Here is a 26,231-nt window from a genome sequence, read left to right as displayed (position 1 = left end):
CGGGGCGCCACCGCCCAGTGCAGGATCTGCACCTAACCGGTATCGATTCTGTACCGACCGCGCAGCGCCGGGTCTACCATGGGCTCATGCGTGACTACGGGCAGTACTGCCCGGTTGCCCTCGCGAGCAGCGTCCTGGCGGACAGGTGGACCCCCCTGATCGTCCGCGAGCTCGTGCTCGGGAGCCGCCGCTTCAACGACATCGACCGCGGCCTGCCGGGCATCTCCCGGACGCTGCTGATGCAGCGGCTGCGGCACCTCGAGCACAAGGGGGTCCTCGATCGGGTCCCGATTGCCGGCGGACGCGGGCACGAGTACCAGCTCACTGCAGCCGGGCGCGATCTCGAGGGCGTCGTGATGGCGTTCGGTGAGTGGGCGGTCAAGTGGATGTTCGCAGAGCCCGAGCCGCGCGAGGTCGATCCGGTGACCCTGACGTGGTGGATGTCCCGGCGCCTCGACCTCGAGCGCGTTCCCGAGCAGCGCGTCGTGATCGAGTTCGACTACCGCGGCGACCAGCCCCTCCGGTTGTGGCTGATCCTCGACCGGCACGAGTCCTCGGTGTGCACCGACCATCCAGGCTTCGACTCCGACGTCACGGTCCGCACCGAGCCCGTCGCGCTGATGCGGGTCTTCTCGGGGCTGACGACGTTGCGCCAGGCGCGTGCGTCAGGATCAGTAGCGCTCGAAGGAGTCCCGCGGCTGACCCGCGACTTCCCGACCTGGTTCCTCTGGAGCCCCTTCGCGCCGGCGGTCCGGTCCCGGGCCACGCACCCCGTCTGAGCCCTGACTACTGTGGTGCCACACCGCAGACATGGGGGAGACCGTGGCACTTCGTTCCAGGGCCGGCAGCACGTTGCGCAAGGTCATCGGCCCGCGCCGGACCCAGGCCGTACGCCGATGGGAGCGCACGGCGCGCCGCAAGGCAGCCCTCCGGCTCGATCCCCGTGCACCCCGTGCCGTCGAGGCGACCAAGCGCGACTACGTGCCGTCGGACCCGTTCGCGCAGTTCCCGGAGCCGACGCGATCGCGGCACCAGCTGCTGATCGGCCTGCACCAGCACCTGCGGCCGCGTACGTACCTCGAGGTCGGCGTCCACACCGGATCGAGCCTCGCCCTGTCGCGCACGAGGTCGATCGGCATCGATCCGGCGTACACGATCACCAAGGAGATCGCGTGCGAGGTGCAGCTGCACCGCACGACGAGCGACGAGTTCTTCTCCCGCCCCGACCCGGTGGCGTTCTTCGACGGGGTGCCGATCGACCTCGCGTTCATCGACGGCATGCACCTGTCCGAGTTCGCCCTGCGTGACTTCATGAACGTCGAGAAGCTCATGTCGCCCGCAGGGGTCGTCCTGATCGACGACATGCTGCCGCGGAACTCGCTCGAGGCTGCTCGCGAGCGCCGGACGGCGGCCTGGGCCGGCGACGTCTTCAAGGTCGCCGACATCCTTCGCACGTACCGGCCGGACCTGACGATCATCCCCGTCAACACGTCGCCGACCGGCACCGTGATCGTGCTCGGGCTAGACCCGACGTCGCGCGTGCTCGACGACGCCTACGACGCCGCACTCCTCGCGTGCCAGGCACCGGACCCGCAGGTGGTTCCCGAGGAGACGCTCCGTCGTACGCACGCCGTCGATCCCGTGGCTTTGCTGGCGTCCCCGGCCTGGCCGAAGCTCGCCGGCATGCGCAAGAAGACCGTCAACCGCGCGGCCCTGAACAAGGTGCTCGCGACCCTCACGGCGTGACCGAGAGCCTCGTCGTCACGCACGCACGCGGGCTGCTCGGCCGCGTGCTGCACGGGCATGGCGTCGCCGTGCGCATCACGGAGGTCGAGGCCTACGGCGGGGTCAACGACCCGGCGTCGCACGCCTACACCCGCACGCCGCGGTCGGAGATCATGTACGGCGAGCCGTGGCGGCTCTATGTCTACCGGTCGTACGGCATGCACTTCTGCGCCAACGTCGTGACGGGCCCGACCGAGGAGGCCTCCGCCGTGCTGATCCGGGCCGGGGAGGTCGTCGACGGCATCGAGCTCGCTCGGCAGCGCCGGCCGGCCGTCAAGGACGTCGCGCTGGCGCGCGGCCCCGGCAACCTCACGCGCGCCATGGGACTGACCCTCGAGGACCTCGGCACGGATCTGCGCGCTGATGGGGGTGTACGCCTCGGGCCACCGCCGGCGACGTCGCCGGACATCAGTGCCGGCCCGCGCGTGGGCGTCTCCAAGGCGGCGGACGTGCCCTGGCGGTTCTGGGTCACGGACGATCCGACGGTGTCGGCCTATCGACGCAGCCCTCGCGCCTGAGCCGCGGAAGATCTCCAAGGCTTTCTTCTCCGGATGTGTCGTATCCGCGTCCTACCGTTCGTGGTGTTGGTGGAAGCACCCACCACATCGAGGAGACCACCCCATGCCTGACGTGAAGAGCCGCTGGCTCGCTCTCTACATCCTCTGCCTCGGCGACCTGATGATCGTGCTCGACTCGAGCATCGTCAACGTCGCCTTGCCGTCGATCCAGACCGACCTCGGCTTCTCGCAGGCCGCGCTCGCGTGGGTCGTCAACGCCTACCTGTTGACCTTCGGCGGGTTCCTGCTGCTGTCGGGGCGCCTCGGCGACCTGCTCGGCAACAAGCGGGTCTTCCTCGGCGGGGTCGTGTCGTTCACGATCGCCTCCGTGGGCTGCGGTCTTGCGCCGTCGGCCGAGATGCTCGTCATCGGCCGCGCGATCCAGGGGCTGGGGGGCGCGGCGGTCTCCGCAGTCGCCCTGGCGCTCATCATGGGCCTGTTCACGGAGCCCGGAGAGCGCGCCAAGGCGATGGGCGTGTTCGGGTTCGTGATGTCCGGCGGCGGCGCGGTCGGCGTGCTCCTCGGCGGGGTCCTGACCGGGCTGTTCTCGTGGAGCTGGATCTTCCTGGTCAACGTCCCCATCGGCATCGCCGTGTGGATCGCCGCCAAGCGCATCCTGCCGGCGGACGACGTCGTGCCCTCGCAGGCGCGGCTCGACATCGCCGGAGCGGTCATGGTGACCGCCGCGCTGATGCTGAGCGTCTACGCGATCGTCGGGGGCAACGAGGCGGGTTGGACGTCGACGCGGACGGTGGTCCTGCTGAGCGCCGGACTGGCCCTGCTGGTTGCGTTCGTCGTCCGCGAGGCGCGGGTCGCCAACCCTCTCGTGCCGCTGCGACTGTTCGCGCACCGCAACGTCTCGGTGTCGCAGGTCGTGGGCGTCCTTTGGGCAGCCGCGATGTTCGCGTGGTTCTTCCTCGCCGCGATCTACCTCCAGAAGGTGCTGCACTACGACGCCCTGGACGTCGGCCTGGCCTTCATCCCGACCAGCGTCGTGATGGCCTACTGCTCCCTGCGGGTCTCCGACAAGCTCGTGATGCGCTTCGGCATCCGGCCGCCGCTCACGGTGGGGCTGCTCATGGCCGCCGTCAGCCTCGGGCTGTTCTCGCAGGCGCCGGTCGACGGCAGCTTCGTCGTCCACGTGCTTCCGTCGATGATCCTGCTGGGCTTCGGTGCTGGCATCGCATTCAACCCGGTGCTGCTCGCGGCCATGGGCGACGTGGAGCCGCACGAGGCAGGTCTGGCCTCCGGGGTCGTCAACACCTCGTTCATGATGGGCGGCGCCCTCGGCCTGGCCGTCCTGGTCAGCATCTCGACCGCGCGCACCGAGAGCCTGCTGGCGGACGGGGCGTCCTCGGTGCAGGCCCTCAACGGCGGCCTGCAGATGGCGTTCGCAGCCGGTGCTGTCGCGGCCCTGCTCGCCGCCATCGTGGGTGGGCTGTTCCTCCGACCCAAGCCGATGGCCGACATGTCCGACCCGGACGCGGTGGAGCCGGCCACGGCCTAGGTCGTCCGAGCGCCGCTATCTCTGGTCGGTCCGACAGCGGTAGCGGCGCTCGGGCCGGCCCTGGTTGCCGTAGTTGAGGCGAACGACCGCACGACCGTCGTCCACGAAGTACTCCAGGTAGCGACGGGCGCTGACGCGGGAGATGCCCACCCGTTCGCCGCACTCGGTCGCCGAGAGCTCTCCGGCCTCCCTGAGGGCAGAGCCGACCAGGCCGGCCGTCTCGAGACTGAGGCCCTTGGGCAGCGGCTGGTCCGCCGCCTGCGCCGTGCCGAAGGCCCGATCGATGGACTCCTGGTCGGCGGCGCCCCGTTCGAGGAGCGCGAGCGTGTCCCGGACGCGCATGAGCCGGGCCGCCAGGTCGGGATATTCGAACGGCTTGACGAGGTACTGCATCGCCCCGCCGTGCAACGCCGCCCGGACGACGTCGGCGTCACGGTCGGCCGTGACCATCACGACGCCTGCCACGTTGCCCGACGCGCGCAGCTGCTGCAGGACGTCGAGACCGCTCATGTCGGGCAGGTGGACGTCGAGCAGGATGAGGTCGGGCGCCAGCTCCGTGACGAGGCGCAACGCCTCCTCGCCGTTGCGGGCGGCCCCGACGACGGTGAAGCCGTCGGTCTTCTCGACGAACCGGGCGTGGATGCCCGCGACCATGAAGTCGTCGTCGACGACCAGCACGCTGATCATGAGGCCCCGCCACTCAGCGGCAGCTCGACCCGGAACGTGGTGCCTTCGCGGTGCTCGAGCGTGACGCTGCCACCGCGCTGGGTGCAGATCAGCTGCACGAGCGGCAACCCGATGCCCCGGCCGCCCAGCACGTCGGGCTTGGTCGAGAAGCCACGGACGAAGATCGCCTCGCGGGCCGCCTCCGGGACGCCGGGACCGTTGTCGTGCACCTCGAGGACGACCCGGCCGGACTGGTCGCGGACGTCGACCCGCACCTGCGGGGACGGCCCGGAGCGGCACGCGTCGATCGCGTTGTCGACGAGGTTGCCCACGATCGTCGTGAGGTCGGCGGACTCACCCGACGTGAGGGCCGCGAGGCGGGACTCCGTGGTCAGCGTCAGCGAGACGCCGGCCTCGGCAGCGACGCTCGACTTGGCGATCAGCAGCGCAGCGACGGCCGGGTCCGCGACGCGGCTCGTGACCTCGTCGGTGATCTCCGCCCGGCGCCTCGTCAGGGTGCCGACCAGGGTCGTGACCTCGTCGTACTCCTCCAGCTGCACGAGGCCGGAGATCGTGTGCAGCTGGTTGGCGAACTCGTGGGTCTGCGCGCGCAGCGTGTCGGTGATCGAGAGGTTGGAGCTGAGCTGGCTCTGCATCGAGACGAGCTCGGTCCGGTCACGCATGGTCGTGACGGTACCGATGCCCTCACCGTGGCTCGAGGCGGAGCGCTGGTTGAACACCAGCACCCGCGTCCCCACGAGCACGACCGCGTCCTGGCTGCCGCTCCCGGTGGTGAGCAGGTGCGTGACCTGGGGGTCGAGCTCGAGGTCCGCGACAGGTCGGCCGACGACGTCGGGCCCGACGTCGAGGAGGTCTCGCGCGCTGTCGTTGATCATCGTGACCCGGCCGTCGGTGCCCACCGCGATGACGCCTTCGCGGATGCTGTGCAGCAACGCCTCGCGGTGATCGGCGAGCGTGGCGATCTCGTGGGGCTCGAGCCCTCGGGTCCGACGCTTGATGAGCCGGGCCAGGAGCAGCGAGCCGGCGACGCCGAGCAGCGCTCCGACACCGAGGAACAGGGTAAGATCAGGGGCCGCGTTCGTGAATCGCTCCCAGCTCGACGGATAGCGCTGCTGAGCGATCGAGAGGCCGACGAGCTCCCCGTCGTCGTCGAGGATCGGCGCGTGCCCGGCCACGGCCTCGTGACCGTCGTCGTCGACGTCGCCGACCCAGCCGCGCCCCTCACGTACGCGGCTGTCGCCCAGCTCGACCTTCGCCCCGACGAGTCGCGGGTCGGACGAGGAGAGCACGACGCCCCGCGGGTCGGCGATCGTCACCTCGGTCGCTCCGGACAGGCTGAGGGCGCGGCTGATGGACGGCGCCAGCGCACTCGAGGGTGTGGGGCTGTCGATCTCCGAGCGGACCACCGAGATGTTAGCGAGGTACTCCGCGACCGACCGCATCTGCGAGCCGCGCTCGCTGGCGAACGTCACGGTCGACTGGCGTACGGAGATCGCCGCCACGATCGCGAGGACCAGGGCGACCACGACCAGCTGCAGGACGAGGAACTGCCCGGCGAGTGTCAGCCGATGGCGGCGCGGTGACCACAAAGAACACAACCTCCTTTGGTTCCGCAATAGTGACTCACGCCACACGTGGGGGCCATGCTCGGGGTCGACCACAGGAGGTTGCATGACAAGACGACGCGCCCACACCCGGGTCGCCACGGTCATCCTCGCAGTCGTCACCGCGATGGTGCCGGCGAGCTGCGGGGTCACCCGCGACTCCGGCGACGAGGCACACCGACGACTGCAGATGTGGATCCCGAACAGTCCAGGCGGTGGCTACGACCTCACGGGCCGTGCCGCGGCGCACGTGCTCGAGGACAGCGAGCTCTCGGGCCGGTTCGAGATCACGAACGTCCTGGGCGCCAGCGGCACCGTCGCGATGCAGCGCCTGCTCAACGCCGAGGGGGCCAACGACGTCGTCATGACGATGGGGCTCGGGGTCGTCGGCGCGGTCTACACCAACGACTCGGACGCCCGGGTCTCCAAGGCGACCCCGATCGCGCGGCTGATCGAGGACCAGGAGGCACTCATCGTGCCGAAGGACTCGAAGTTCAAGACCGTGGACGATCTCGTCACCGCGTGGAAGAAGGACCCCCAAAGCGTCACGATCGGTGGCGGATCGTCACCCGGCGGTCCCGACCACCTCTTCCCGATGCAGCTCGCCAAGGCGATCGACATCGAGCCCAAGGACGTGAAGTACATCCCGTACGACGGCGGTGGCCCGCTCACCTCGGCCCTGCTGGGCAACAAGATCGACGTCGGCACCTCCGGGCCGAGCGAGTTCGAGGGTCAGATCAAGGACGGCTCGCTGCGCGTGCTCGCGGTGTCCGGCGCCGAGCGCCTCGACAACGTCGAGGCGCCGACGCTCAAGGAGTCCGGGGTCGACCTGGTCTTCACCAACTGGCGCGGCATCCTCGCGCCCCCGGGCATCTCGGACGAGACCCGCGACGACTTGATCGCCCTCTTCGCCGACATGCACCAGACCAAGGGCTGGCAGGCCGAGCTCAAGCGGAACGGCTGGATCGACGCCTTCATCACGGGTGACGAGTTCGGCGACTTCCTCAAGGAGCAGGACCAACGCGTCGCCACGACACTGAAGGAGCTGGGACTCGCATGACCACGACACAGCACCCACCCGCCGAGCCGAGCGAGGTCCGCGTCGTCGACAAGGCGCAGTACGCCCTCGCCGCCGCCATCGGCGTCGCCGGCGCCTACGTCATCTACGACGCCACGACCCTGCGCAAGGGGTTCGCCGACCAGCCGGTCCAGCCCTACGCCGTCCCGTACGTCGTCGGCGTCGCGCTCGTGCTTCTCGCCGTGCTCCTGGCGGTCGCGACCGCCCGCGGCGACGTCGCGGAGTCCGAGGAGGGCGAGGACGTCGACCTGACGCAGGGCAGTGACTGGGTCACGGTCGGCAAGCTCATCGCTGTCTTCGTCCTCAACCTGGCCCTGATCAGCTGGCTCGGCTGGGCGATCACCGGCGCGCTGCTGTTCGCCGGCACGGCCCACGTCCTCGGCGCACGGTCGATCGTGCGCTCCCTCGCGATCGGCGTCGTGCTGTCGGTCGGCACCTGGTACGGCTTCTACTCCGGCCTGGGCCTCGCGATCCCGGCCGGCATCCTGGACGGGGTGCTCTGATGGGATCGTTCGACCTCCTGATGCAGGGCTTCGAGGCCGCCCTGACCCCCACCAACCTCCTGTACGCCTGCATCGGCGTGCTGCTCGGGACCGCGGTGGGCGTCCTGCCGGGCATCGGTCCGGCGATGACGCTGGCGCTGCTGCTGCCGATCACCTACAGCGTGGAGCCCGCGAGCGCGCTGATCATGTTCGCCGGCATCTACTACGGCGGCATGTACGGCGGCTCGACCACGTCGATCCTGCTCAACACGCCGGGGGAGTCGTCCTCGGTCGTGACAGCCATCGAGGGCAACAAGATGGCCAAGTCCGGCCGGGCGGCCCAGGCCCTCGCGACCGCGGCGATCGGCTCGTTCGTCGCGGGCACGATCGGCACGCTGCTCCTGGTGCTGTTCGCCCCGTCGGTCGCCGAGCAGGTCGTCAAGCTCGGCAACCCGTCCAACTTCGCCCTCATGGTGCTGGCGCTCTTCGCGGTGACAGCGGTCCTGGGCAACTCCCGGCTCCGCGGCTTCATCGCGCTGTTCATCGGGCTCGCGATCGGCCTGGTCGGCACCGAGACGGGCCAGCCCCGTCTGACCTTCGGCAGCCCGTTGCTGGCCGACGGCATCGACATCGTCGTGGTGGCCGTCGCGATCTTCGCGATCGGCGAGGCCCTCTGGGTCGCGTCGCACCTGCGTCGCCGGCCCCTCGACATCATCCCGGTGGGACAGCCGTGGATGAACCGCGACGACTGGGGCCGCTCCTGGAAGCCGTGGTTGCGCGGCACGGCGCTCGGTTTCCCGTTCGGCGCGCTGCCCGCAGGTGGTGCCGAGCTGCCGACGTTCCTGTCGTACATCACCGAGCGCAGGCTGTCGAAGAAGCCGGAGGAGTTCGGCCGTGGCGCGATCGAGGGCGTGGCCGGGCCCGAGGCCGCCAACAACGCGTCGGCAGCCGGCACCCTCGTGCCGCTGCTCGCGATCGGCCTGCCCACCACGGCGACCGCCGCCGTCATGCTGCTCGCCTTCCAGAGCTACGGCATCCAGACCGGGCCGGAGCTGTTCGACACCCAGCCGGGGCTGGTGTGGGCGCTCCTCGCGAGCCTGTTCATCGGCAACGCGTTGCTGCTCGTGCTCAACCTGCCGCTGGCACCGCTCTGGGCGAAGCTCCTGCAGATCCCACGGCCCTACCTCTACGCGGGCATCCTGTTCTTCGCCTCGTTGGGCGCCTACAGCGTCAACTTCCAGTGGTTCGACCTGCTGATCCTGCTGATCCTCGGCCTCCTGGGCCTGGCGATGCGGCGCTTCGGCATCCCGGTCCTGCCGCTCATCATCGGGGTGATCCTCGGCCCGCGGATGGAGGACCAGCTCACCAAGTCGCTGGCGATCTCGTCGGGCGATGTCAGCACCCTCTGGGGCGAACCCGTCGCGGTCATCGTCTACGTCGTCATCGGCGCAGCGCTGGCCTTCATCGTCGGCAACGGCATCCGGACCCTGTCCCGCAACAACAACCAGAAGAAGGTCAGCGCATGACCGTGGTCGTGGCGTACAGCGCCGATGTCTATGGCAAGGCCGCCCTGGAGTTCGGGGCCACCGAGGCGTCGCGACGGGGGGAGAGGCTCGTCGTCGTCAACGACACCAAGGGCGACGCGTACGTCGACAAGCGACTGGCGGCCGAGCAGGAGATCGATGCCCTGCGCGCCGAGCTGAGCCGCCTCGACGTCGAGACCGAGGTGCGGCAGGACATGGTTCCCGACGTCGCCGAGGCGGTCCTCGCGGTCGCTGCGGAGTCCTCGGCCACGCTGATCGTCGTGGGCGTACGTCCACGGTCCCCGGTCGGCAAGCTGCTGCTGGGCAGCGTGGCGCAGCGCATCATCCTCGACGCGAGGTGCCCCGTGCTGGCGGTCAAGCCGGACGACGCGGGCTAGTCCTCCGCGTCGGAGGCGTCTGCCTCCGGCAGCTCGCAGACGCCGTCCTCGCACACGGGGGCGGCGTCTGCGCCGACCATCTCGAGCGGGTCCGTCATGAGTCGGAGGCCGCCTTCTGCAGCACGTCGACGAACACCGACGGGTCCTGCGCGCCCGAGACGCCGTACTTGCCGTTGATCACGAAGAACGGCACGCCAGAGATCCCGTAGGCGATCGCCTGGTCCTTGTCGGCCTGCACGTCCGCGCGGAACTGCTCCGACTTCAGCGCCTCGACCACCTCGGCACGGTCCAGGCCGATCTCTTCGGCGAGGTCGGCGAGATCGTCGATGCGACCCACGTGCCGCCCCTGCTCGAAGTACGCCGACAGCAGGCGCTCCTTCATGTCCAGCTGGCGCCCTTGCGACTTGGCGTAGTGCAACAGCTCGTGCGCCTTGACCGTGTTGGTGTGCTGCAACGCGTCGAAGTCGTACGACAGGCCCTCCGTGCTGGCGAGCTGGGTCATCTGGCCCAGCATCGACTCGACCTGGGCTGCCGGCATGCGCTTGTGACCGACGAGGAAGTCGACCTCCGTGCCCTCGAAGTCGACCGGCGTGTCGGGAGCCAGCTCGAAGGAGTGGTACTCGACCTCGAGCGACCCACCGCCCTCGGCGAACTGCGCAGCCGCGGTCTCGAACCGGCGTTTGCCGACGAAGCACCACGGGCACGCGATGTCTGACCAGATGTCCACCCTGACTGAGTTGCTCACGACGTGTGCAACGTCATTGCCGGCAGGGCCTATTCCGCTCGTCATCGGTGGTGTCCCGCCGGTATCCTTATGTCATGACAATCGCCGTCGCGTACCGCCCTGACGAGTTCGGTCGAGCCGCCCTGGACTGGGCCGCCGCCGAGGCACGGAGCAAGGGCGAGTCCCTGCTCATCATCAACGTCCACCGCGTCGAGCCACGCCTGGACACCGGCCACGCGAAGGGCCGGCACATGCAGGACGTCACCGAGGCGCTCCAGCAGGACCAGGTCCCCTACGAGCTGCGGCAGGTCGAGGGCGAGAGCGTCGCCAGCACGGTGCTGTTCGAGGCGGAGCAGTCCGGTGCCTCGCTCATCGTGATCGGCGTACGTCCGCGCAGTCCGGTCGGCAAGATCCTCATGGGCAGCGTCGCCCAGCAGATCCTGCTCGATGCGGCGGTCCCGGTCGTCGCGGTCAAGCCGTAGCGCTCGGGTCGAGGCAGGGGAGCGCCGCGCTAAAGTCGCGGTGAAATCCCTGACCCACGAAGGACGGCCCTGTGACCCACGTACTCGACGACCTCGACGCGCGAGGGCTCATCGCGCACTCGACGGACCGCGACGCCCTGCGCGCGGAGCTGTCAGAGGGGCCGATCACTTATTACGTGGGATTCGACCCGACGGCGCCGAGCCTGCACATCGGCAACCTGCTGCAGATCCTCACGGCCCGCCGGCTCCAGCTGGCCGGGCACAAGCCGTTGATGCTGGTCGGCGGTTCCACCGGCCTCATCGGTGATCCGAAGGAGGCCGGCGAGCGGGTCATGAACCCCAAGGAGACGGTCGGCGAGTGGGTCGACAACATCCGTGAGCAGGTCTCCCGCTTCGTCGAGCTGGGCGGCGACAACGGCGCCACCATCGTCAACAACCTCGACTGGACCGCAGGCCTCAGCACGATCGACTTCCTGCGGGACATCGGCAAGCACTTCCCGGTCAACCGGATGCTGGCGCGAGACGTCGTCAGCAGCCGGCTCGAGTCCGGCATCAGCTACACCGAGTTCAGCTACGTCCTGCTGCAGTCCCTCGACTACCTCGAGCTGCACCGCCGCCACGGCTGCGTCCTCCAGACCGGCGGCAGCGACCAGTGGGGCAACATCACCGCCGGCGTCGAGCTGGTCCGCCGGGCAGACGGCCACAAGGTGCACGCGCTGGCGACTCCTCTGATCACCAAGGCCGACGGCACGAAGTTCGGCAAGACCGAGGCCGGCACGGTGTGGCTCGACCCCGGTCTCACCAGTCCGTACGCCTTCTACCAGTCGTGGATCCAGGCGGAGGACTCCAAGGTCATCGAGTACCTGCGCCAGTTCACGTTCCTCGCGCTCGACGAGATCGCGGCCATCGAGGCGGAGCATGTCGAGAAGCCCGGCCTCCGAGCCGCGCAGCGCCGGCTCGCCGCCGAGGTGACGACGCTCGTGCACGGCCAGGACGAGACCACAGCCGCCGAGCTCGCCTCGCGCGCCTTGTTCGGCCGGGCCGAGCTGGCCGAGCTGTCGGAGTCGACGCTGGCCGCGGCGCTCCGCGAGGCGGGCGCCGTGGACCTCTCGGCTGCCGACCGGCCGACCGTCGTCGACGCGTTCGTCGCGGCGGGCCTGGCCGACAGCAAGTCGGCCGCTCGGCGGGCGGTGGCGGACGGGGGAGCGTACGTCAACAACGAGCGCGTCTCCGATCCCGATCTCGAGCTCGCGGACGGCCTCCTGCACGGCAAGTGGGCCGTCCTTCGCAAGGGAAAGCGGTCGATCTCGGGCGTGTCGGTGTCCTGAACCCCGTCATTTCAGGGGTCGGAAACCATGTGACGTGGACCATACGGAGCCGATTTGACGAAGCTTGAATCGCCCCCGTAATGTTCTTCTTGTTGGACAGCACGGCGGAGCGAAAGGCCGAAAGGCCGGTCACTCGGAGCTTCCAACCAGCTCAACCGAAACGGTCGACGGCACGGCGCCTCAGGCGCCCGGAGACGGACCGCGGACAACGAAGCTGAACATGGTGACCGACCCGGTTTGACCGGTGAAAACGAGCCGTGTAAGTTAGACGAGTTGCCCCAAGGCGGAGACCGAGAGGTCGAGGTCGAGGTGAGCGTCTGATCCTTGAGAACTCAACAGTGTGCCAAAAGTCGACGAGATTAATTAGTAGTACCCCGTCGAGACCTTCCACGAGAGCTTCGGCTCGCGTGGAACCTTGATGGAAATCAATTCCGACAATTTATTTGTCAGCAAATAGTTTGTCAGAGTCGAACTGAAGTTTGGCAGCGCTTTAGCTGCTTCAACGGAGAGTTTGATCCTGGCTCAGGACGAACGCTGGCGGCGTGCTTAACACATGCAAGTCGAGCGGTAAGGCTCCTTCGGGAGTACACGAGCGGCGAACGGGTGAGTAACACGTGAGCAATCTGCCCTTCTCATCGGAATAACCATTGGAAACGATGGCTAATGCCGAATATGACCTCGGATCACATGTTCTGAGGTGGAAAGCTCCGGCGGAGAAGGATGAGCTCGCGGCCTATCAGCTTGTTGGTGAGGTAATGGCTCACCAAGGCATTGACGGGTAGCCGGCCTGAGAGGGTGACCGGCCACACTGGGACTGAGACACGGCCCAGACTCCTACGGGAGGCAGCAGTGGGGAATATTGGACAATGGGCGAAAGCCTGATCCAGCAACGCCGCGTGAGGGATGACGGCCTTCGGGTTGTAAACCTCTTTCAGCAGGGACGAAGCGAAAGTGACGGTACCTGCAGAAGAAGGACCGGCCAACTACGTGCCAGCAGCCGCGGTAATACGTAGGGTCCGAGCGTTGTCCGGAATTATTGGGCGTAAAGGGCTCGTAGGCGGTTTGTCGCGTCGGGAGTGAAAACTCAGGGCTCAACCCTGAGCGTGCTTCCGATACGGGCAGACTAGAGGTATGCAGGGGAGAACGGAATTCCTGGTGTAGCGGTGGAATGCGCAGATATCAGGAGGAACACCGGTGGCGAAGGCGGTTCTCTGGGCATTACCTGACGCTGAGGAGCGAAAGCATGGGGAGCGAACAGGATTAGATACCCTGGTAGTCCATGCCGTAAACGTTGGGCGCTAGGTGTGGGGACCTTCCACGGTCTCCGTGCCGCAGCTAACGCATTAAGCGCCCCGCCTGGGGAGTACGGCCGCAAGGCTAAAACTCAAAGGAATTGACGGGGGCCCGCACAAGCGGCGGAGCATGCTGATTAATTCGATGCAACGCGAAGAACCTTACCTGGGTTTGACATATACCGGAAAGCTGCAGAGATGTAGCCCCCTTTTGGTCGGTATACAGGTGGTGCATGGCTGTCGTCAGCTCGTGTCGTGAGATGTTGGGTTAAGTCCCGCAACGAGCGCAACCCTCGTCCTATGTTGCCAGCACGTAATGGTGGGGACTCATAGGAGACTGCCGGGGTCAACTCGGAGGAAGGTGGGGATGACGTCAAGTCTTCATGCCCCTTATGTCCAGGGCTTCAAGCATGCTACAATGGCCGGTACAAAGGGCTGCGAAACCGCAAGGTGGAGCGAATCCCAAAAAGCCGGTCTCAGTTCGGATTGGGGTCTGCAACTCGACCCCATGAAGTCGGAGTCGCTAGTAATCGCAGATCAGCAACGCTGCGGTGAATACGTTCCCGGGCCTTGTACACACCGCCCGTCACGTCATGAAAGTCGGCAACACCCGAAGCCAGTGGCCCAACCGTTTACGGAGGGAGCTGTCGAAGGTGGGGCTGGCGATTGGGACGAAGTCGTAACAAGGTAGCCGTACCGGAAGGTGCGGCTGGATCACCTCCTTTCTAAGGAGCACTTGGCAGCCGGCGCAAGCCTGGTTGTCCATCGAGCTGTTTGTACGGCGAATGTCTGTACGCAGCTCAGCTCACTAGTGGATCGTCGATTATTTGGCTTGATGAATGCCACGAGCGTCAGTACTTCTCTTCGGAGAGTGGAACCTCGCTTTGAAGAATTCATCAACTCAGGCACACTGTTGGGTCCTGAGGGATCAGCTCGGAGAGTTGAGACCTCGGACCACATATCCTCACGAACCGCCAGGTTCATCCCGTCAGGGACATCTGGTAGGCGCGGGACTTTTATGTGGGACCGAACGTATTTTGAGAACTTCACAGTGGACGCGAGCATCTTTGTAGTAACAACAAGCTACTAAGTGCACATGGTGGATGCCTTGGCATCGAGAGCCGATGAAGGACGTTGGAGTCTGCGAAAAGCCCCGGGAAGGTGACAACCGACCTGTGATCCGGGGATGTCCGAATGGGGAAACCCACCTGGAGTAAAGTCCAGGTACCTCTGTCTGAACACATAGGGCAGTAGGAGGGAACGTGGGGAAGTGAAACATCTCAGTACCCACAGGAAGAGAAAACAAAAGTGATTCCGGTAGTAGTGGCGAGCGAAACCGGATCAGGCTAAACCTCAGTGATGTGATAGCCGGCAGGCGTTGTCACTGGGGTGTTGTGGGACCACATGGTCTGTTCTGCCGAGCAGGCAAAGAGTCATAAACCATGAGTGAAGTGAAAGCCAACTGGAAAGTTGCGCCATAGAGGGTGATAGCCCCGTACACGTAAGCTCATGGCTCTTTTGTGTCATCCCAAGTAACACCGAACCCCTGAAATTCGGTGTGAATCTAGCGGGACCACCCGTTAAGCCTAAATACTCCTCGATGACCGATAGCGGACTAGTACCGTGAGGGAAAGGTGAAAAGTACCCCGGGAGGGGAGTGAAATAGTACCTGAAACCATGTGCATACAATCCGTTGGAGCTCTTCCTTGTGAAGGGTGACAGCGTGCCTTTTGAAGAATGAGCCTGCGAGTTAGCGTTCTGTAGCGAGGTTAAGGCGTCGAGCCGTAGCCGTAGCGAAAGCGAGTCCGAATAGGGCGACCATAGTTGCAGGATCTAGACCCGAAGCGGAGTGATCTATCCATGGCCAGGTTGAAGCGCGGGTAAGACCGCGTGGAGGACCGAACCCACCTAGGTTAAAAACTGGGGGGATGAGCTGTGGATAGGGGTGAAAGGCCAATCAAACTCCGTGATAGCTGGTTCTCCCCGAAATGCATTTAGGTGCAGCGTTGCGTGTTTCTTGCCGGAGGTAGAGCACTGGATGGGCTAGGGGGCCTACAAGCTTACTGAACTCAGCCAAACTCCGAATGCCGGTAAGTGAGAGCGCAGCAGTGAGACAGTGGGGGATAAGCTCCATTGTCGAGAGGGAAACAGCCCAGACCATCAGCTAAGGTCCCAAAGCGATAACTAAGTGGAAAAGGATGTGGAGTCGCAGAGACAACCAGGAGGTTGGCTTAGAAGCAGCCACCCTTGAAAGAGTGCGTAATAGCTCACTGGTCAAGTAATTCCGCGCCGACAATTTAGCGGGGCTCAAGTTATCCACCGAAGCTATGGGATTCATGCAATAGCCAGGCCTTCGTGGTCCAGGCGCATGGATCGGTAGGGGAGCGTCGTGTGGCCAGCGAAGCGGCGGAGTGATCCAGCCGTGGAGGCTACACGAGTGAGAATGCAGGCATGAGTAGCGAATGAGGAGTGAGAAACTCCTCCACCGAATGACCAAGGGTTCCAGGGTCAAGCTAATCTTCCCTGGGTAAGTCGGGACCTAAGGCGAGGCCGACAGGCGTAGTCGATGGACAACGGGCTGATATTCCCGTACCGGCATTAGATCGCCCATGCCGAACCCAGAAATGCTAAGTGCCCAAAACTGGCGGGACTCTTCGGAGCGATGCCGGCGCTGCGCACGACCCGATCTGGTAGTAGGCAAGCAATGGTGTGACGCAGGAAGGTAGCTCATCCCGGGCGATGGTTGTCCCGGGCTAAGGATGTAGGGCGAATGGTAGGCAAATCCGCCATTCACGTGCCTGAGATCTGATGGGGAGACGTTTTAGTCGAAGTGAGTGATCCTATGCTGCCGAGAAAAGCATCTAGCGAGATCTAGAGCCGCCCGTACCCCAAACCGACTCAGGTGGTCAGGTAGAGAATACTAAGGTGATCGAGTGAACCATGGTTAAGGAACTCGGCAAAATGCCCCCGTAACTTCGGGAGAAGGGGGGCCGGATTCGTTATCGGACTTGCTCCGAGAAGCGTTGAAGGCCGCAGAGACCAGGCCCAAGCGACTGTTTACTAAAAACACAGGTCCGTGCTAAGTCGAAAGACGCCGTATACGGACTGACTCCTGCCCGGTGCTGGAAGGTTAAGGGGACGTGTCAGCGCAAGCGAAGCACAGAACTTAAGCCCCAGTAAACGGCGGTGGTAACTATAACCATCCTAAGGTAGCGAAATTCCTTGTCGGGTAAGTTCCGACCTGCACGAATGGAGTAACGACTTGGGCGCTGTCTCAACCATGGACTCGGCGAAATTGCACTACGAGTAAAGATGCTCGTTACGCGCGGCAGGACGGAAAGACCCCGGGACCTTTACTATAGTTTGGTATTGGTGTTTGGTTCAGTTTGTGTAGGATAGGTGGGAGACTGTGAAGCTTGGACGCCAGTTCAGGTGGAGTCATCGTTGAAATACCACTCTGGCTGTACTAGATATCTAACCTAGGTCCATTATCTGGATCAGGGACAGTGCCTGATGGGTAGTTTAACTGGGGCGGTTGCCTCCTAAAATGTAACGGAGGCGCTCAAAGGTTCCCTCAGCCTGGTTGGCAATCAGGTTTCGAGTGTAAGTGCACAAGGGAGCTTGACTGTGAGAGTGACAGCTCGAGCAGGGACGAAAGTCGGAACTAGTGATCCGGCGCTGGCAAGTGGAAGCGGCGTCGCTCAACGGATAAAAGGTACCCCGGGGATAACAGGCTGATCTTCCCCAAGAGTCCATATCGACGGGATGGTTTGGCACCTCGATGTCGGCTCGTCGCATCCTGGGGCCGTAGCAGGTCCCAAGGGTTGGGCTGTTCGCCCATTAAAGCGGCACGCGAGCTGGGTTTAGAACGTCGTGAGACAGTTCGGTCCCTATCCGCCGCGCGCGTAGGAAACTTGAGAAAATCTGTCCCTAGTACGAGAGGACCGGGATGGACGAACCTCTGGTGTGTCAGTTGTTCCGCCAGGAGCACCGCTGATTAGCTACGTTCGGAAGCGATAACCGCTGAAAGCATCTAAGCGGGAAGCGTGTTTCAAGATGAGGTTTCCCACTGGTTTACCAGGTAAGGCCCCCAGCAGACCACTGGGTTGATAGGCCGGAGGTGGAAGTGCAGCAATGCATGGAGCCGACCGGTACTAATAGGCCGAGGGCTTGTTTCTTACAAAGATCTACCGCGTCCACTGTGAGGTTCCCGAGATATGATCGGGAACCCTGATCGCCTGACGGCTCCACGTGAGCTGATCAGGCCCAGGAATTGATATCTCAATAGAGTTTCGGCGACCATGGCGAAAGGGAAACACCCGGTTACATTCCGAACCCGGAAGTTAAGCCTTTCAGCGCCGATGGTACTGCACGGGAGACTGTGTGGGAGAGTAGGACGTCGCCGGACAATCTTTAGCGCGAGGCCGCTCCTTCGGGAGCGGCCTTGCTGCATTTGCGCAACATTCGATGGAAGGAACGACTCATGGCAGAGTCGAGAAATCCCCGCCGTGACGGTGGGAAGCCTGCTGGCCGTGGTGCCGGCGGTGGAGGTGCCCGTGGCGGCAAGCCGGCGGGCGGTCAGGGACGAGATCGACGCGGGAGCGGTGATCCGCGCGGCCGTGACGGGAAGCCGTCCGACCGACGTGACGGGAAGCCCTCTGGGCCCCGGCGTGACGGCAAGCCGGCGCACCCGCGCCGCGACGGCAAGCCGTACGAGGCGCGCCGCGATCGCCGCCAGGAGGAGGGCGATCGCACCGCAGCCCAGAACATCTACGACGGTCCGCCGATCCCGGACGACGTCAGTGCCAAGGACCTCGACAAGCACGCCCGCCAGGCGCTGCAGAGCCTTCCGGAGAAGCTCGCGGACAAGGTCGCCCGTCACCTGGTGATGGCCGGCCTGCTCATGGCCGAGGACCCGGAGACGGCGCACCTGCACGCCCTGGCAGCCAAGGCGAGGGCGACCCGGTCGGGCCTCGTTCGTGAGGCCTGCGGCGAGACGGCGTACGCGGCCGGCAAGTTCGCCGAGGCGCTGTCGGAGTTCCGCGCGGCCCGCCGCATGACGGGCGGCTACCTGTACGCCCCGATGATGGCTGACTGCGAGCGAGCGCTGAAGCGCCCGGACAAGGCGATCGCCTACGACACCCCGGAGATCCGGAGCCAGCTCGACGACGCCGGCCAGATCGAGCTCTCGATCGTCGTCGCTGGCGCGCGCCGCGACCAGAAGCAGTACGACGCCGCCGTGCGGTTGCTCGAGACCGAGCCGCTGCACACCAAGGGACGTTCCGAGTGGGTCCCGCGGCTCCGTTATGCGTACGCGGACGCCCTGCTGGACGCTGGCCGGCGGGACGAGGCGATCGAGTGGTTCCACCGCACCGTGGCGGTCGACGGCAACAAGCAGACCGACGCCGAGGAACGACTGGCCGAGCTGGAGCCCCGTCCACAGGGCTGAGCTCCTCCCCAGCTGTCCACAGCCGACGCGCTGACCGATGCCCCCTGCCGCTGGCAGGGGGCATCGTCATGTCATGACTGATGACAACAACCAGGTGCATCTTGTGGGGCGGGTCTCGGCAGATCCGGAGACCCGCGTCCTCCCGAGTGGCGATGAGGTCGTCTCGTTCCGCCTGATCGTCCGGCGCAGCGCTGCGGCCCGGAGACGGTCCAAGCAGCTCGTGGACACGATCGAGTGCTCGGCGTGGAGCGCGTCCATGCGTCGGACCGTGAGTCGGCTCGAGGCCGGCTCGGAGGTCGAGGTGACCGGTGAGCTGCGCCGGCGATTCACGCGCGGGGCGATCAGCTTCGTGTCCGTCGACGTGGACTCGTGCCGGAAGGTCTCCACCTCGGCGGTAGCCTCGGGAGCATGACACTGAGCGCAGCCGGTCTGGGCTCCACGACGCAGCCGCTCAGCACGGTCTACGACCTGGCGATGCTCGATCTCGACGGCGTGGTCTACGTCGGTCGGGACGCGGTGCCAGGTGCGGTCAAGGCGCTGACCGAGGCACGCACCAACGGGATGCGCCTGTCCTACGTGACCAACAACGCCGCCCGCACCCCGCACGAGGTCGCCGAGCACCTCCGTGAACTGGCGATGCCCGAGGTCGACGACGGCGACGTGGTGACCTCGGCCCAGGCGGTGGCTCACCTGGTCGCCGATGCCGTGCCGACCGGGTCGCCGGTGCTGCTGGTCGGCGGCGACGGGTTGCGCGGGCCCCTCGAGGAGCGCGGCCTGCGGTGCGTCACGAGCCTGGCCGACGAGCCGGTCGCGGTGGTGCAGGGGTTCCATCCCGACGTCGGCTGGCGCCAGCTGTCGGAGGCATCGTTCGCGATCCAGGCCGGGCTTCCGTGGTTCGCGAGCAACACCGACCTCACGATCCCGACGGCGCGCGGTATCGCCCCGGGCAACGGCTCCTTGGTGCAGACGATCCGCAATGCGACCGGCGCCTCGCCCGTCGTCGCCGGAAAGCCTCAGAAGGCCCTGTTCGACGAGACGATGGAGCGCGTCGGGGGCCGGCATCCGCTGGTCGTCGGCGATCGGCTCGACACCGACATCGACGGCGCGATCAACGCCGGCACGGACAGCCTCGCGGTCCTGACCGGCGTCAGCACCCTGCAGGAGATCATCGAGAGGGCGCCGGGCCAGCGGCCGACCTTCGTCTCGGCTGACCTCGCGGGCCTCAACGAGTCCCACCTCGAGGTCGAGCTCGACGGCGACCGGGCGCGGTGCGGTGCGGCCACAGCCGTCGTACGGGAAACCGTCGTGAGCCTCGAGACCGGCGAACCGGCCGGCACGGAGGCGCTTCGGGCGGTGGTCGGACTCGCCTGGTCGGTCCGCGATCGCTCCGACGCATCGTTGACGGTGGATGGGACACTGGGAGCATGAGCGAGCCTTCGACCAGTCCGGCGACCGACGCCTCCGACCACCTCGACGACGACGCGGTGGCGGCGACGACGCTGGAGTCGACGGGCCACGCCGACATCGACGCTGCCCTGGAGCGGCTCGACCGCCTGGACGACCTGGAGATCACGTCGCACCCCGAGGAGTTCGACGGGATCCACCGCGTGCTGCGCGAGTCCCTCGCCAACGCCGGTCGCGACGGGGACGCCCCCGAGAGCGCGTGAGCCGATGACACGACGGCTCCGGCTCGACGCCGAGCTCGTACGCCGTGGACTGGCTCGCTCCCGCGAGCACGCCGGCACCCTGATCGACGACGGCCACGTCAAGGTCGCGGGCACGGTCGCCACCAAGGCGGCCACGAACGTCACGACCGATCAGGCCATCGTGGTCAGGGCGAGCAACGAGCCGACCTATGCCTCGCGCGGCGCTCACAAGCTCTTGGGTGCTCTGGCCGTGTTCGAGCCGATGGGTCTGTCGGTCGAGGGCAGGCGCTGCCTCGACGCCGGCGCGTCCACAGGGGGCTTCACCGACGTGCTGCTGCGCCGGGGCGCACGACAGGTGTGCGCCGTCGACGTGGGCTACGGCCAGCTCGTGTGGGCCCTGCAGTCCGACGAACGCGTCGTGGTGTTCGACCGCACCAACGTGCGCAACCTCGAGCCTGGCGACATCGGTGGGCCGGTACAGCTGATCGTCTCGGATCTGTCGTTCATCTCGCTTACGGTGGTCATGCCTGCCCTGACGAGGGTGTGCGAACCCAGCAGTCCTGAAGGCGGAGGCGACATCGTGCTGATGATCAAGCCGCAGTTCGAGGTCGGCAAGAGCAATCTCGGCAAGAACGGCGTGGTCCGCGATCCCGCTCTGCACGCCGATGCCGTGCACCGGGTGTGCGACTCGGCGTACGCGCTCGGGTGGGGCACGCGAGCCCTGGCGCCCAGCCCGCTGCCGGGACCGGCCGGCAACGTGGAGTACTTCTGCTGGTTGCGCAGCGACGCCCCGGCGCCCGAGCTTGACGCAGCCCACGCCGTGGTCGCCGCGGGTCCGCTCGACACCGCCCCAGGGGAGGACACATGACCAGGCGAGTCCTGCTGATCGTCCACGTCGCGCGCGAAGAGGCGAGCAAGGTCGCTATCGCGTTCGCCGCCGACCTGAGAGCCGAGGGCGTCGACGTCTGCGTGCTCGACGCCGAGGTCGACATGCTGCGCGCCGCAGGTCTCGACGAGCCCGGGGTGGTCGAGACCGGCCCCGGAGCGGCTGACGGCTGCGAGCTCGCGGTCGTGTTCGGCGGCGACGGGACGATCCTGAGAGCCGCCGAGATGTGCCGCGGCACCAACACCCCGGTCCTCGGCGTCAACCTCGGGCACGTGGGGTTCCTTGCCGAGGCCGACGTCGAGGACCTCCACGACGTCGTCCGCGGTGTCGTCGACGGCTCCTACACGGTCGAGGAGCGGCTGACGGTCGACGTCTCGGTGACAGTTGGGGGCGAGGTCGTCGCGACCAACTGGGCCCTCAACGAGGCGTCCGTCGAGAAGGCGGCGCGCGAGCGCATGCTCGAGATCGTGGTCGAGATCGACGACCGGCCGGTCTCTCGCTGGGGCTGCGACGGGGTTGTCTGCGCGACGCCGACGGGGTCGACGGCCTACAACTTCAGCGCCGGGGGACCGATCGTCTGGCCCGAGGTCGCCGCCCTCCTGATGGTGCCCATCAGTGCGCACGCCCTGTTCGCCCGGCCCCTGGTGGTCTCGCCCGACTCGACGCTCGCGATCGAGGTCGTCGGCGAGCAGAGCACCGGGGTCCTGTGGTGCGACGGCCGGCGTGCCGCCGACCTGCCCGTCGGTGCCCGCGTCGAGGTCGTCCGGGGCCGGACGCCCGTCCGTCTCGCGCGGCTGCAGAAGGCCTCGTTCGCCGACCGGCTGGTCCGCAAGTTCGACCTCCCGGTGGCCGGCTGGCGCGGATCCGCCGAGCAACGGCAGCGGGGTGAGGTCTGATGGCCGCGCCGCGCTCGATCTGGGAGCGGCTCAGCCTGCGCGACCTCGGCGTCATCGACTCTGCCGAGCTCGAGCTGTCCGAGGGGTTCACCGTCATCACGGGCGAGACCGGAGCTGGCAAGACCATGGTCGTGACCGCCCTTGGCCTCCTGCGCGGTGACCGGGCGGACCTCGGGCTCGTACGCCGCGGAGCCGACCAGGCTCGCGTCGAGGCAAGCATCGGTGTCCCTGCCGGTGCCGCAGCCACCGCAGCCGTCGAGGACGCGGGCGGGCGAATCGACGACGACGTCGTGATCCTCGCCCGGGTGCTGTCCGCCCAAGGCCGGTCGCGCGCCATCGCCGGAGGTGCCACGGTGCCGGCGGCGCTGCTGGCCGACGTCACCGACGAGCTCGTCGCGGTCCATGGCCAGTCCGACCAGCACCGTCTGCTGCGTGCCGCGGAGCAGCGCGCAGCCCTCGACCGGTTCGCCGGCACGCCGTTCACCAAGGCTGCCGAGGCCTATGCGCCTGCCTATGCGCGGTGGCGCACGGTCGAACGTACGTTGGTCGAGCTGCGCACTCACGCCCAGGAGCGCGCCCGTGAGCTCGACGTCCTGCAGTTCGGCCTCGACGAGATCAACGAGGTCGAGCCACAGGCAGGTGAGGACGAGCAGCTCAAGGTCGAGGAGGGCCGGCTGGCCCACTCCGAAGCCCTGGCCCGTGCGGCCGACCAGGCCCACCGGTCGCTGGTCGGCGACGCCGACCTCGACGCGGCCCGCACGCAGGTGGCCGAGGCATCGGCTGCTCTGCGCGAGGCTGCGGGACACGATCCGTCACTCGACGCGCTGGCCGACCGGGTGCTCGAGCTCGGCATCCTGCTCGACGACGTCGGTGCCGAGCTGGGCGCCTACTCCGCCGGTGTCGAGCTCGATCCCGAACGCCTCGCCGCGCTGCAGGACCGCCGAGCCGCCCTGGCCGGGCTCCAGCGCAAGTACGGTCCGACGCTCGACGACGTCCTGTCGTGGGCCGAGAAGAGTGCAGCCCGGCTCGACGAGCTGGGCAACGACGACGAGTCGGTGGCTGCGCTCGAGGCCGAGCAGGCCGAGCTCGTCCCCGAGGTCACCCGGCTGGCTCGCGAGATGTCGGCGATCCGCACCGAGGCCGCCGCCCGCCTGTCCACCCTGGTCGACGAGGAGATCGCGCAGCTGTCGATGCCCTCGGCGCGCCTCGAGGTCCAGGTCACGGCTGATCCGGACGCCGTGCCCGGGCCACATGGCATCGACGACGTCGAGCTGCTGTTCGCCGCCAACAGCGGCACCGGTCTGCGGCCGCTGCACAAGGGGGCCAGTGGTGGAGAGCTCTCCCGGTTGATGCTCGCGCTCGAGGTCGTCCTCGCCGACCGCACGACCGTGCCGACCCTGGTGTTCGACGAGGTCGACGCCGGCATCGGTGGCAAGGCCGCGGTCGAGGTGGGGCGGCGGCTGGCGCGGCTGGCCGAGCACGCCCAGGTCATCGCCGTCACCCACCTGCCCCAGGTCGCCGCGTTCGCTGATCACCACTTCGTCGTGTCCAAGGACGACGACGGCACCGTCACGAGCAGCACGGTCCTCGAGCTCGACGAGCACAGCCGGGTCGACGAGCTCGCCCGCATGCTGGCCGGTCAGGAGGACTCGGCGACGGCGCAGGCGCACGCCCGGGAGCTGCTGGAGCTCGCCCGCGGCTGAGTGAGGTGCGGCTGAGAAGTTGTCTTTTGAGCGACACGCCGCTGCAGCGCGCAAATCGATCCGTCTCAGCGGGAAACATGGGCGGCGATGGCCACCAGGAAGCACAAGAGACCCAGCTCACCCGACGTGACCGGGGTTGTCGGCACCGTACGTCTCGCGAAGCGCGACAGCGATCTCGCATCGCTCCGTGAGGGCGACATCGCGGTCGTGGACCACCCCGAGCTCGACGCGCGACAGGCCCAGGAGCTCATCGATCGCCGCGTGCGCGCGGTGCTCAACGCCGCCCCGTCCAGCAGCGGACGGGTGCCGAACGTGGGACCCCAGATGCTGTCGCGAGCCGGCATCCTGCTGGTCGACATCGACAGCGATGCCGTGTGGTCCACGCTCAAGAACGGCGAGCAGGTGCGCATCGAGGACGGCAAGGTGCTGCGCGACGAGGTCCTCGTCATCGGCGGGACCGAGCTCGACGAGGAGCGGACGGCCGCGAGGCTCCGCGAGGCCGAGTCCGGGCTCGCGACGCGCCTGGACTCGCTGGCCGCGAACGCCACCGACCACATCCAGCGTGAGCAGACGATGCTGCTCGACGGCGCCCGGGTGCCGCGGCTCCGCACCAAGCTGCGCGGTCGGCCCGTCGTCGTGGTCTCCAGGGCGTACGACGACGAGGCGGACCTGCGTGGCCTGCGCCGCTACATCCGCGACGACGACCCGGTGCTGATCGGCGCCGGCGCGGGCGCTGACGTCCTGCTCAAGGCCGGCTACGTCCCGGCCCTGGTCATCGGCTCGATCGACAACCTCTCGGACGCCGCGATCCGCGCGGCCGGCGAGGTCGTCGTGACGACGTCGTCCGGCACCGTGGACACGCCTGAACGGCTCGAGCGGCACGGCAAGGAGATCGTGACGTTCGTGTCGACCGGCGCCGACGACGACCTGGCGATCGTGCTGGCCGACACCAACGAGGCGGCGGTGATCGTCCACGTCGGCGCGCCGGCCACGTTGTCCAAGTTCCTCGAGCGCCCGCCGGCCGAGGTCGCCCGGATGTTCGTCGCACGACTGCGCGCGGGCTCCAAGATCGTGGACGCCAAGGCCGTCAACCACTTCACCTCCCAGCGCTTCGCCCTGTGGCCCGTGCTGCTCCTGCTCGCCGCGGGTCTCGCGGCCGTCGTGGTGTCGGTCGCCGTCACCCCGGTCGGGAACGACTGGTTCGACTCTCTCGGGGATCGGCTCGCCGATCTCGGCACCTGGATCAAAGGACTCTTCTCGTGATCAACTTCCGCTTCCACCTCGTCTCGCTCGCCGCGACGCTGATCGCGCTGGCCGCCGGCGTGGCCCTGGGCTCCGGCCCGCTGGACGACACGGGCGACTCCCTGCGGGGCGACGACACCACGAGCCAGCGGGCCATCGATCCGGGACTGGCCGCGTTCGAGTCCGGCTACGCCGGGCGTACGTCGGCCGGCCTGCTCGACGACAAGCTCAAGGGGCAGACGATCGTCGTGCTGACGGTCCCGGGCACGAGTGCCGCGGAGGTCAAGGGCATCACGTCGAACCTCGAGGCAGCGGGCGGAGAGGTCACCGGCGAGGTCAACCTGACGAGCAGGCTGCTGGACGCGTCGGGCCGCCAGTTCGCCGAGGGCGTGGCCCAGCAGGCCGCCGAGGACGTGCCCGGCGTGGGCGCGGCGGGCGACAGCTACGGTCGCATCGGCTCGGCACTCGGCCGGGCGCTGCTGGCCGACAAGGCCGCTGCACCCGACCAGACGGCCGGGACGATCCGGTCGGCGTTCGCCGAGGGCAAGCTCATCACCCTGACCAAGGCGCCCGCGAAGCTCGCGACGCTCGCCGTGCTCGTGACCGGGCCCGAGCGTGCCGGCGGCTCGGACCAGAGCACCGTCATCGCGGCGCTCTCCGGCGCGCTCAACGGCACCGCCAAGGGTGTCGTCGTCGCGGGTCCGTCGTCCTCGAGCACCGACGGGGGAGCGGTCAAGGCCGTGCGCGACAGCGATTTCGCCACCGAGGTCTCGACGACGGACGTCACCGACACCGCGTCGGGCCGCGTCGTCACGGCGCTGGTCGCGGCCGCCCAGGCCGGCGGACAGCCCGGTGCGTGGGGCACCTCCCGCAGCGGCAGCGGAGCCGTGCCGGCGAGCTGATCAACCGCGTGTGGGCGAGCCGACACGTGTGTCGTTGGGACCAACGCCGGATCTGTTGGT

22 protein-coding genes and 3 rRNA genes are annotated in these 26,231 nt (G+C 67.1%); 22 read left to right on the top strand and 3 right to left on the bottom strand.

Annotated elements, in window-relative coordinates; genetic code table 11:
- Positions 1-86 precede the first annotated feature (86 nt).
- From AB0N22_RS05185 to AB0N22_RS05170, 4 genes are all read left to right on the top strand, one after another.
- Positions 87-779 (top strand): helix-turn-helix domain-containing protein, encoded by a 693-nt coding sequence (locus tag AB0N22_RS05185; protein ID WP_364636842.1) that lies wholly within the window; start codon positions 87-89, stop codon positions 777-779.
- 43 nt (positions 780-822) lie between these two features.
- A complete protein-coding gene (locus AB0N22_RS05180; RefSeq protein ID WP_364636840.1) occupies positions 823-1,746 on the top strand; it encodes a class I SAM-dependent methyltransferase in 924 nt (307 codons plus the stop codon).
- Positions 1,743-2,303: a DNA-3-methyladenine glycosylase gene (locus AB0N22_RS05175; RefSeq protein WP_364636838.1), complete on the top strand. Its 561-nt coding sequence runs from the start codon at positions 1,743-1,745 to the stop codon at positions 2,301-2,303. Before AB0N22_RS05180 ends, AB0N22_RS05175 begins: the two co-directional genes overlap by 4 nt.
- A 103-nt stretch (positions 2,304-2,406) precedes the next feature.
- Positions 2,407-3,849, top strand: coding sequence for a DHA2 family efflux MFS transporter permease subunit (locus tag AB0N22_RS05170; RefSeq protein WP_364636836.1), 1,443 nt, complete (start codon positions 2,407-2,409; stop codon positions 3,847-3,849).
- Between the two features lie 15 nt (positions 3,850-3,864).
- On the opposite strand, the gene AB0N22_RS05165 is transcribed toward AB0N22_RS05170, so the two are convergent.
- Entirely contained in the window at positions 3,865-4,536 is a 672-nt protein-coding gene (locus tag AB0N22_RS05165; protein WP_364636834.1) for a response regulator, read from the bottom strand.
- Positions 4,533-6,125, bottom strand: a complete 1,593-nt coding sequence (locus tag AB0N22_RS05160) for a sensor histidine kinase (RefSeq protein ID WP_364636832.1) — start codon at positions 6,123-6,125, stop codon at positions 4,533-4,535. The genes AB0N22_RS05165 and AB0N22_RS05160 overlap by 4 nt, the downstream gene beginning before the upstream one ends.
- Positions 6,126-6,207: 82 nt before the next feature.
- Between AB0N22_RS05160 and AB0N22_RS05155 the strand changes: the two genes are divergently transcribed.
- The 4 genes from AB0N22_RS05155 to AB0N22_RS05140 are packed head-to-tail and all read left to right on the top strand — an operon-like array spanning position 6,208 to position 9,621.
- On the top strand, positions 6,208-7,200 hold the full coding sequence (locus tag AB0N22_RS05155) for a tripartite tricarboxylate transporter substrate-binding protein (protein ID WP_364636830.1): 993 nt from the start codon (positions 6,208-6,210) through the stop codon (positions 7,198-7,200).
- Entirely contained in the window at positions 7,197-7,721 is a 525-nt protein-coding gene (locus tag AB0N22_RS05150; protein ID WP_364636828.1) for a tripartite tricarboxylate transporter TctB family protein, read from the top strand. The genes AB0N22_RS05155 and AB0N22_RS05150 overlap by 4 nt, the downstream gene beginning before the upstream one ends.
- Positions 7,721-9,226, top strand: coding sequence for a tripartite tricarboxylate transporter permease (locus AB0N22_RS05145; RefSeq protein WP_364636826.1), 1,506 nt, complete (start codon positions 7,721-7,723; stop codon positions 9,224-9,226). The genes AB0N22_RS05150 and AB0N22_RS05145 overlap by 1 nt, the downstream gene beginning before the upstream one ends.
- Entirely contained in the window at positions 9,223-9,621 is a 399-nt protein-coding gene (locus AB0N22_RS05140) for a universal stress protein (protein WP_364636824.1), read from the top strand. Before AB0N22_RS05145 ends, AB0N22_RS05140 begins: the two co-directional genes overlap by 4 nt.
- A gap of 94 nt (positions 9,622-9,715) precedes the next feature.
- Here AB0N22_RS05140 and AB0N22_RS05135 read toward each other — a convergent pair whose 3' ends face one another.
- Positions 9,716-10,366, bottom strand: a complete 651-nt coding sequence (locus AB0N22_RS05135; RefSeq protein WP_364636822.1) for a DsbA family oxidoreductase — start codon at positions 10,364-10,366, stop codon at positions 9,716-9,718.
- Positions 10,367-10,440: 74 nt separating this feature from the next.
- Here AB0N22_RS05135 and AB0N22_RS05130 point away from each other — a divergent pair, with 74 nt between their 5' ends.
- The 14 genes from AB0N22_RS05130 (at position 10,441) to AB0N22_RS05065 (ending at position 26,171) form a co-directional block, all read left to right on the top strand.
- Entirely contained in the window at positions 10,441-10,827 is a 387-nt protein-coding gene (locus AB0N22_RS05130) for a universal stress protein (protein WP_364636820.1), read from the top strand.
- Positions 10,828-10,898: 71 nt separating this feature from the next.
- Positions 10,899-12,155, top strand: coding sequence for a tyrosine--tRNA ligase (tyrS, locus tag AB0N22_RS05125; protein ID WP_364636818.1), 1,257 nt, complete (start codon positions 10,899-10,901; stop codon positions 12,153-12,155).
- 499 nt (positions 12,156-12,654) lie between these two features.
- Positions 12,655-14,172: ribosomal RNA gene (locus AB0N22_RS05120) — 16S ribosomal RNA — on the top strand.
- A 351-nt stretch (positions 14,173-14,523) separates the two neighbouring features.
- Positions 14,524-17,625 (top strand): 23S ribosomal RNA (locus AB0N22_RS05115).
- Between the two features lie 113 nt (positions 17,626-17,738).
- Positions 17,739-17,855: ribosomal RNA gene (gene rrf, locus AB0N22_RS05110) — 5S ribosomal RNA — on the top strand.
- The 16S, 23S and 5S rRNA genes sit together here, the layout of an rRNA operon.
- A gap of 75 nt (positions 17,856-17,930) precedes the next feature.
- Complete coding sequence (locus tag AB0N22_RS05105) at positions 17,931-18,896, top strand: tetratricopeptide repeat protein (protein WP_364636816.1); 966 nt, start codon at positions 17,931-17,933, stop codon at positions 18,894-18,896.
- Between the two features lie 73 nt (positions 18,897-18,969).
- On the top strand, positions 18,970-19,308 hold the full coding sequence (locus AB0N22_RS05100) for a single-stranded DNA-binding protein (protein ID WP_364636814.1): 339 nt from the start codon (positions 18,970-18,972) through the stop codon (positions 19,306-19,308).
- Positions 19,305-20,324, top strand: a complete 1,020-nt coding sequence (locus AB0N22_RS05095; protein ID WP_364636812.1) for an HAD-IIA family hydrolase — start codon at positions 19,305-19,307, stop codon at positions 20,322-20,324. The genes AB0N22_RS05100 and AB0N22_RS05095 overlap by 4 nt, the downstream gene beginning before the upstream one ends.
- Entirely contained in the window at positions 20,321-20,563 is a 243-nt protein-coding gene (locus AB0N22_RS05090; protein ID WP_364636810.1) for a hypothetical protein, read from the top strand. The genes AB0N22_RS05095 and AB0N22_RS05090 overlap by 4 nt, the downstream gene beginning before the upstream one ends.
- A 4-nt stretch (positions 20,564-20,567) precedes the next feature.
- The gene (locus AB0N22_RS05085) at positions 20,568-21,410 is read left to right on the top strand and encodes a TlyA family RNA methyltransferase (protein WP_364636808.1); all 843 of its coding nucleotides are present in this window, start codon (positions 20,568-20,570) and stop codon (positions 21,408-21,410) included.
- On the top strand, positions 21,407-22,324 hold the full coding sequence (locus tag AB0N22_RS05080; protein WP_364636806.1) for an NAD kinase: 918 nt from the start codon (positions 21,407-21,409) through the stop codon (positions 22,322-22,324). The genes AB0N22_RS05085 and AB0N22_RS05080 overlap by 4 nt, the downstream gene beginning before the upstream one ends.
- On the top strand, positions 22,324-24,027 hold the full coding sequence (recN, locus tag AB0N22_RS05075; RefSeq protein WP_364636804.1) for a DNA repair protein RecN: 1,704 nt from the start codon (positions 22,324-22,326) through the stop codon (positions 24,025-24,027). The genes AB0N22_RS05080 and recN overlap by 1 nt, the downstream gene beginning before the upstream one ends.
- 126 nt (positions 24,028-24,153) lie before the next feature.
- On the top strand, positions 24,154-25,290 hold the full coding sequence (steA, locus tag AB0N22_RS05070; RefSeq protein ID WP_364636802.1) for a putative cytokinetic ring protein SteA: 1,137 nt from the start codon (positions 24,154-24,156) through the stop codon (positions 25,288-25,290).
- On the top strand, positions 25,287-26,171 hold the full coding sequence (locus AB0N22_RS05065; protein ID WP_364636800.1) for a copper transporter: 885 nt from the start codon (positions 25,287-25,289) through the stop codon (positions 26,169-26,171). The genes steA and AB0N22_RS05065 overlap by 4 nt, the downstream gene beginning before the upstream one ends.
- Positions 26,172-26,231 lie beyond the last annotated feature (60 nt).

The sequence above is a fragment of the Aeromicrobium sp. NPDC092404 genome, assembly GCF_040684095.1.
In the GTDB taxonomy this organism is placed as follows: Bacteria; Actinomycetota; Actinomycetes; order Propionibacteriales; family Nocardioidaceae; genus Aeromicrobium.
This window is presented reverse-complemented; position numbering and strand designations above follow the sequence as displayed.